We start from the raw sequence: 7,314 nt of genomic DNA on the forward strand, positions 1-7,314 counted from the left end.
CAGGGCCTGGACCCAAGCTCCGCCACCGCGAAGAACCAAGGCCGGAGCGATGGCATGGGTCTGCAGGGAATCCATCATGGCCGCCTTCTCATCCTTGAAATGTAGAAGTCGGCCGAACGAGGTCGCGACGACTCAGGCGCTGGCTCCCGCCAGCTCCGGCAACGGAGGGGTGATGGACTGCTTGCGGATCACCACCTGCTTGTCATCGTCGACATCCACCAGACAGGCGTCGCCGTCTCCGATCCGGCCGGAAAGGAATTCCTCCGCCAACGAATCCTCGAGCAGACGCATCACAGCGCGACGCAGGGGCCGGGCTCCGTAGCTGGGGTTGTAGCCCTCCTCCACGAGTCGCTCCTTGAAGGCCTCGGTGACGGACATGCCGATCCCCTTGTCCTGCATGCGGGCGAAGACCTCCCGCAGCATGATCTCGGCGATCAACTTGACTTCGTCACGGGTGAGCTGACGGAAAACGATGATCTCGTCGAGACGGTTGAGGAACTCGGGGCGGAAGTACTGCTTGAGCTCCTCGTTGACGAGGGACCGGATGCGGTTGTACTGGGTTTCCTCCACATCGCCGCCGCCGAACTCGAAGCCCAGGCCTCCGCCGCCCTTCTCGATCACCTTCGAACCGATGTTTGAGGTCATGATGATCAGGGTGTTCTTGAAGTCGACCGTCCGGCCCTTGGAGTCGGTGAGCCGGCCGTCTTCCAGCAGCTGCAGCAGCAGGTTGAACACATCGGGGTGGGCCTTCTCGATCTCGTCGAACAGCACCACGGTGTAGGGACGGCGCCGTACGGCCTCGGTGAGCTGGCCGCCCTCGTTGAAGCCCACGTAGCCAGGAGGCGAACCGATCAGCTTGCTGACGGTGTGGCGCTCCATGAATTCGCTCATGTCCAGGCGGATCATGGCGTCTTCGCTGCCGAAGAAATAGGCCGCCAGGGCCTTGGTGAGTTCCGTCTTGCCGACGCCGGTGGGGCCGGAGAAGATGAAGCTGGCGATGGGGCGGTTGGGGTTCTTGAGGCCGACGCGGGCCCGGCGGATGGCCCGGGACACAGCCTTGACCGCCTCGTCCTGGCCGATCAGGCGCTGGTGGAGGGTTTCCTCCATGTTGAGCAGCTTCACCGACTCGCTCTCGGTGAGCTTCTGCACGGGCACACCGGTCCATGAGGCGACGATCTGGGCGATGTCCTCCTCGGTGACCAGGGGGGCGCGGCTTTCATCGGTGCCACCGTCGTCGGCGGGCGCGATGCCGGCAAAGGAGGACCCCTGCGCTTCGGCAGCTGCAGGGACGGCGGCGGCGGGTTCGTCGTCGCGGCGGGCCTGGAGGATCGAGCGGATCTGGTCGCGCAGTTCCACTTCCTTGTCGCGCAATTCACCGGCCTTGGTGAAGTCCTGCTGGCGGACGGCGTCCTCCTTCTCCTTCTGCACGCCACGCAGCTGCTTGTCGACCTCCTTGGCCGCCGGGGGCAGCTTGGAGTTGAGCAGCCGCACCCGGCTGCCGGCCTCGTCGATCAGGTCGATGGCCTTGTCGGGCAGGAAGCGGTCGCTGATGTAGCGGTCGCCCAGGGTGGCGGCGGCGACGAGGGCCTCATCGCTGATCTTGAGGCGGTGGTGCTGCTCGTAGCGCTCCCGCAGACCCTTGAGGATCTCGATCGTGTCGACGACGGAAGGCTCGCCCACCATCACCGGCTGGAAACGGCGCTCCAGGGCCGCATCACGCTCAATGTGCTTGCGGTACTCGTCGAGCGTGGTGGCGCCGATGCACTGCAGCTCACCCCTGGCCAGGGCGGGCTTGAGGATGTTGGCGGCATCGATGGCGCCCTCGGCGGCGCCGGCACCGATCAGGGTGTGCACCTCGTCGATCACCAGGATCACGTTCCCGGCGGAGCGGATCTCCTCCATGATCTTCTTCAGGCGTTCCTCGAACTCACCGCGGTACTTGGTGCCGGCCACCAGCAGGCCGATGTCGAGGGTGAGGACCCGCTTGTCCTCAAGAATGTCGGGGATCTCGCCCTGGGTGATGCGCTGGGCCAGGCCCTCGGCGATGGCGGTCTTGCCGACGCCCGGCTCGCCGATCAGCACGGGGTTGTTCTTGGTGCGGCGGCCCAGGATCTGGATCACCCGATCGATCTCGTTGTGGCGGCCCACGACCGGATCGAGCTTGGACTCGGCGGCCAGCTGGGTGAGGTTGCTGCCGAATTCGTCGAGGGTGGGGGTCTTGGTGGATCCCTTGCCCGAGCTGCCGGAGGCCACTTCGGCCGTCTCACCCAGCATGCGGATCACCTGGGTGCGGACCTTGGCCAGGTCGACGCCGAGGTTTTCGAGCACGCGGGCCGCGACGCCCTCACCTTCGCGGATGAGCCCGAGCAGGAGGTGCTCGGTGCCGATGTAGTTGTGCCCAAGCTGGCGGGCTTCCTCAAGGGAGAGCTCCAGAACCCGCTTGGCCCGCGGGGTGAAGGGGATCTCGACGGCGACGAAGCCGGAACCGCGGCCGATGATCTTCTCGACCTCGACCCGGGCGTCCTTGAGGTTGACCCCCATCGACTTGAGGACCTTGGCGGCGACACCGGTGCCTTCGCCGATCAGGCCCAGCAGGATCTGCTCGGTGCCGACGAAGTTGTGGCCGAGGCGGCGGGCCTCTTCCTGGGCCAGCATGATCACCTTGATGGCCTTCTCGGTAAACCGCTCGAACATGGGGCGGGACCTGATGCAAGTGCACCCAACCTATCAGGATTGAAGGGCTGCGTGGGAGGCCGGGGGCACTCTCAGGCCAAAGCGTTGCGCCGCAGGCGCTCAGGGGAAGCTGAAAACAAACAACGCATCCAGATCTATGGGATGTAGGTATAGATATCTACGGTTATCCGCACCCTTTCACCTCTTCAGGTTGATCCATTGGATCAGGGCATCCTCCCCACTGCGGTAGTAACCATGACGGATACCGGCGGTGCGAAACCCCAGGGCCTCATACAGCCCCTTCCCCGGCCCGTTCCCGGCCCCCACCTCGAGGGTGGCCCGGGAGGCGCCGCTGCGCAGCCCGGCCCCCATCAATTCCTGAAGGATCCGGCGTCCCAGTCCCCGGCGGCGGTGGCCAGGGGCCACCGCCACCAGGGTGATGTGCAGCTCGTCGACCACCAGCCAGCCGCAGGCCATGGCCAGCAGCTCATCTCCATGGCGCAACCCCAGGCCTGGCCGTGCCTCCTCCTCCAGCTCCCGCTGCCACTGGGCCAGGCTCCAGATCCCGCCGAGGGCGGCCCGATCCAGCTCCAGGCAGGCGCCGGCGTGCTTCGGGGCCAGCTGGATCAGCGTCGGGGCCGGCGGCGGTGACGGGGACAGCACAGCCGGCGCGCGCAGGGATCCTTACGATCAGACATCTTGAACCCTTCCCCGGGCAGGCCGTCATGCTGACCAGCGCATCTCCGGCGACCGACGCGGTCGTCCCTGCCGCCGGGGAAGCAGCGGCGCCGTTCGAGCAGGGATTCGATCGCGACAGCCCCAACCGCAACCTGGCCCCGCTCAGCGCCCGCCTCGATGCCCTCGGACGGCTGGAGGTGGGGGGCTGCCTGCTGAGCGATCTGGCCCGCACCTACGGCACGCCGCTCTACGTGCTCGACGAGGCCACCCTGCGGGCCACCTGCCGGGCCTACCGGGAGGCGCTGGCCGCCCACTACCCCGGCGAGGCCCTGGCCCTCTACGCCTCCAAGGCGAACAGCTCCCTGGCGATCACCGCGCTGGTGGCCTCCGAGGGGCTGGGCCTCGATGCCGTCTCGGCCGGCGAACTGCTCACGGCCCTGCAGGGCGGCATGCCGGCCGAGCGGATCGTCTTCCACGGCAACAACAAATCCGCCGAGGAGCACCAGCTCGCCGTCGACCGGGGGGTGACGGTGATCCTCGACAACTGGAACGACATCACCCTGCTCGCCACCCTGGCGGCCGGGCGGCCCGCGCCGGTGCGGGTGCTGGTGCGGTTCACCCCGGGCATCGAATGCCACACCCACGAGTACATCCGCACCGGCCACCTCGACAGCAAGTTCGGCTTCGACCCCGACCAGCTGGAGGCGGTGCTGCGGCACCTGGCCGGCTGCCCCTGGGCCCGGGTGGATGGGCTGCATGCCCACATCGGCTCCCAGATCTTCGAACTGGAACCCCACCGCGACCTGGCCGCGGTGATGGCCGAGGCCCTGGCCCTGGCCCGTTCCCTCGGCCACCCCTGCGGCGACCTCAACGTCGGCGGCGGCCTGGGAATCCGCTACGTGGGCTCCGATGATCCACCGAGCATCCAGGAGTGGGTGCGGGTGGTGGCGACGGCGGTGGCCGAGGCCTGCCGCCAGCGCCAGCTGGTGCTGCCGCGGCTGCTGTGCGAACCCGGCCGCTCCCTGGTGGCCACCTCCGGTCTGACCCTCTACACGGTGGGCAGCCGCAAGCAGATTCCGGGCCTGCGCACCTACCTGTCGGTGGATGGCGGCATGAGCGACAACCCCCGCCCGATCACCTACCAATCCCTATACACGGCCGTGCTGGCCGACCGCCCCCTGGCCGAGGGCACCGACCTGGTGACCGTCGCCGGCAAGCACTGCGAGTCCGGTGACGTGCTGCTGCACGACGTCCGTCTCCCGGCCACCGCCCCCGGCGACGTGCTCGCCGTGTTGGCCACCGGAGCCTACAACGCGGCGATGGGGTCCAACTACAACCGCATCCCGAGGCCGGCGGCGGTGCTGGTCCACGACGGCGTGGCCGAGGTGGTGCAGCGGCGGGAACAGCCGGAAGACCTACTGCGCTACGACGTTCTGCCCCACCGATTGCTGCCGGTATCCTGAGCCCGTCAGGCGGCCCTGCGTTGAACCGGCCTGCCCCTCTTCAGCGTTGTGATCTGGCTGCGGCTCATCGACTTCCGCCTGCTGCTCGATCTTCTGTTCGCCTCCCTGCTCGGGCTGCTCCTGCTCGGCCGGGTCACCGAAGCCCGCACACTCTGGCTGCTGCGGGGCTATCTGTTTCTGGTGGCGCTGGCCTGGTTCGTGCAGCGCTACGCCAACCTGCCGCTCACCAGCAGCCTGGTGGACGCCCTGGTGCTCGCCTGCAGCCTCGCCCTGGCCATCCTGTGGCAGGGGGAGCTGCGGCGCCTGATGGAACTGTTGGGCACCGGTCGCCTCGGGGTGCTGTTCGCCGACCGCAGCCGTGATCAGCTGGCCTCGGGGTCGGTGAGCATGATCACGGAGGCCGCCGGCCGCCTCTCCCAGGCCCGTTGCGGGGCCCTGATCGTGCTCGATCTGGGCAGCGACCTCAGGCCCGAGGACTTCCTCAACCCCGGCATCCGCATCGACGCCCATCTCTCGGTCGAGCTGATGCTGAACCTCTTCGCCGTGGACACGCCCCTGCACGACGGCGCCGTGCTGGTCCAGAAGAACCGCATCGTGGCGGCCGGCGTGATTCTGCCCCTCTCCCGCCAGGGGCTGAACCGCTATGGCACCCGCCACCTGGCCGCCATGGGGCTGACCGAGCGCCACGACGGCTGCTTCTGCATCGTCGTCTCCGAGGAGACGGGCACCCTGTCGCTGGCCTCCCAGGGGCGGCTGGAGCGGCCGATCACCAGTAGCCGGCTCCACGACCTGCTCACCGAGGCCCTGGCCTCCGCGCCCACGGGGCGTAGCGTGGCTGCGGACCCGCCGGAACATCGCGGATGAGTCGCGCCCTGGCGACCACTCCATCGTCCGATCCCGACCAGCTGCCCGCCCAGCTGGATCCGGCTCGGCTGCCCCGTCATGTGGCGGTGATCATGGACGGCAACGGCCGTTGGGCACGGCAGCGGGGTCTGCCGAGGGCCATGGGTCACCGGGCCGGGGTGGAGACGCTCAAGCGCACCCTGCGCCACTGCAGCGACTGGGGCATCGGCGCCCTCTCGGCCTACGCCTTCTCCACCGAGAACTGGACCCGACCCGGCGAAGAAGTGGCCTTCCTGATGGCCCTGTTCGAACGGGTGCTTGCCCGGGAGCTGGAAGCGCTCGAACGCCAGCAGGTGCGCATCCGCTTTCTCGGCGATCTGGAGCCCCTGCCGGAGGGCCTCAAGGAGCTGATCACGGATGCCACCGAGCGCACCGCCGCCAACACCGGCATCCATTTCAACGTCTGCACCAATTACGGCGGCCGCAGCGAGCTGGTGCGGGCGGCCCGGCACCTGGCGGAGCGAGCGGCCCGCGGCGACCTCGATCCGGCCAGCATCAGTGAGGACCTGTTCGCCGCCGAGCTGTTCACCGCCGGTGATGCCGACCCCGACCTGCTGATCCGCACCAGCGGCGAGCAGCGCATCAGCAACTTCCTGCTCTGGCAGCTGGCCTATGCCGAGCTGCACATCACCGAGGTGCTCTGGCCCGACTTCGACACCGGGGCCCTGCTGGCGGCGTTGCTTGATTATCAGGGTCGTCAACGCCGCTTCGGTGGCGTGCAGAGTGGCGTCCAGAACGGTGTGGAGAACGCCCCATGACCCTGCGCCACGACTGGTCCCGCCAGGAGATCCAGGCCCTGCTCGACCTGCCCCTGATGGATCTGCTCTGGCAGGCCCAGGGCGTGCACCGGAGCGCCAACCCCGGCTACCACGTGCAGCTGGCCTCGCTGCTGAGCGTCAAGACCGGAGGCTGCGAGGAGGACTGCGCCTACTGCCCCCAGTCGATGCACCACCCCAGCGATGTGGGCGGCGGGCCGCAGCTGGAGGTGGCCCCGGTGCTGGAGAGGGCCCGGCAGGCTCGGGACGCCGGTGCGCACCGCTTCTGCATGGGCTGGGCCTGGCGTGAGATCCGCGACGGCGCGCCGTTCGAGGCGATGCTCGCCATGGTGCGGGGGGTGCGGGAGCTGGTCCTGGAGGCCTGCGTCACCGCCGGCATGCTCACAGGCGACCAGGCGGCCCGGCTGGCGGAGGCGGGGCTCACCGCCTACAACCACAACCTCGACACCAGTCCCGAGCACTACGAGCGGATCATTTCCACCCGCACCTACCAGGAGCGGCTCGACACCCTGCAGCGGGTGCGCAGCGCCGGCATCGACCTCTGCTGCGGCGGCATCATCGGGCTGGGGGAGGGCCCCGAAGACCGGGCCGGACTGCTGCAGGTGCTGGCCAGCCTGGATCCCCACCCCGAGAGCGTGCCGATCAACGCCCTGGTGGCGGTGGAGGGCACCCCGCTCGAGGAACATCCCGCGGTTGACCCCCTGGAGCTGGTGCGGATGGTGGCCACCGCCCGCATCCTCATGCCCCACAGCCGCGTGCGGCTCAGCGCCGGGCGCGAGCAGCTGGGGCGTGAAGCCCAGATCCTCTGCCTGCTGGCGGGC

The 7,314-nt window shown here is 68.7% G+C and carries 6 protein-coding genes; 4 read left to right on the forward strand and 2 right to left on the reverse strand.

Annotation, left to right across the window (positions count from 1 at the left end):
- Nucleotides 1-132: 132 nt before the first annotated feature.
- Entirely contained in the window at nt 133-2,694 is a 2,562-nt protein-coding gene (locus tag KBZ04_RS12295; protein WP_254992202.1) for an ATP-dependent Clp protease ATP-binding subunit, read from the reverse strand.
- A 177-nt stretch (nt 2,695-2,871) separates the two neighbouring features.
- Entirely contained in the window at nt 2,872-3,336 is a 465-nt protein-coding gene (locus KBZ04_RS12300; protein WP_315860118.1) for a GNAT family N-acetyltransferase, read from the reverse strand.
- Between the two features lie 62 nt (nt 3,337-3,398).
- Here KBZ04_RS12300 and lysA point away from each other — a divergent pair, with 62 nt between their 5' ends.
- The 4 genes from lysA to bioB form a co-directional block, all read left to right on the forward strand.
- On the forward strand, nt 3,399-4,814 hold the full coding sequence (lysA, locus tag KBZ04_RS12305; RefSeq protein ID WP_254992203.1) for a diaminopimelate decarboxylase: 1,416 nt from the start codon (nt 3,399-3,401) through the stop codon (nt 4,812-4,814).
- 48 nt (nt 4,815-4,862) lie between these two features.
- Nucleotides 4,863-5,678, forward strand: coding sequence for a diadenylate cyclase CdaA (cdaA, locus tag KBZ04_RS12310; RefSeq protein WP_254992204.1), 816 nt, complete (start codon nt 4,863-4,865; stop codon nt 5,676-5,678).
- Nucleotides 5,675-6,475 (forward strand): isoprenyl transferase, encoded by an 801-nt coding sequence (locus KBZ04_RS12315; RefSeq protein ID WP_254992205.1) that lies wholly within the window; start codon nt 5,675-5,677, stop codon nt 6,473-6,475. Before cdaA ends, KBZ04_RS12315 begins: the two co-directional genes overlap by 4 nt.
- Nucleotides 6,472-7,314, forward strand: an 843-nt coding sequence (gene bioB, locus KBZ04_RS12320; protein WP_254992206.1) for a biotin synthase BioB, incomplete at its 3' end; no start/stop codon positions are given. The genes KBZ04_RS12315 and bioB, both read left to right, overlap by 4 nt.

This window comes from Cyanobium sp. N5-Cardenillas (genome assembly GCF_024345515.1).
Classification (GTDB): domain Bacteria; phylum Cyanobacteriota; class Cyanobacteriia; order PCC-6307; family Cyanobiaceae; genus Cyanobium.

Coding starts and splice junctions, on each gene's coding strand:
- lysA (WP_254992203.1), top strand. CDS start 3,399: ATGCTGACCAGCGCATCTCCGGCGACCGACGCGGTCGTCCCTGCCGCC.
- KBZ04_RS12295 (WP_254992202.1), bottom strand. CDS start 2,694: ATGTTCGAGCGGTTTACCGAGAAGGCCATCAAGGTGATCATGCTGGCC.
- KBZ04_RS12315 (WP_254992205.1), top strand. CDS start 5,675: ATGAGTCGCGCCCTGGCGACCACTCCATCGTCCGATCCCGACCAGCTG.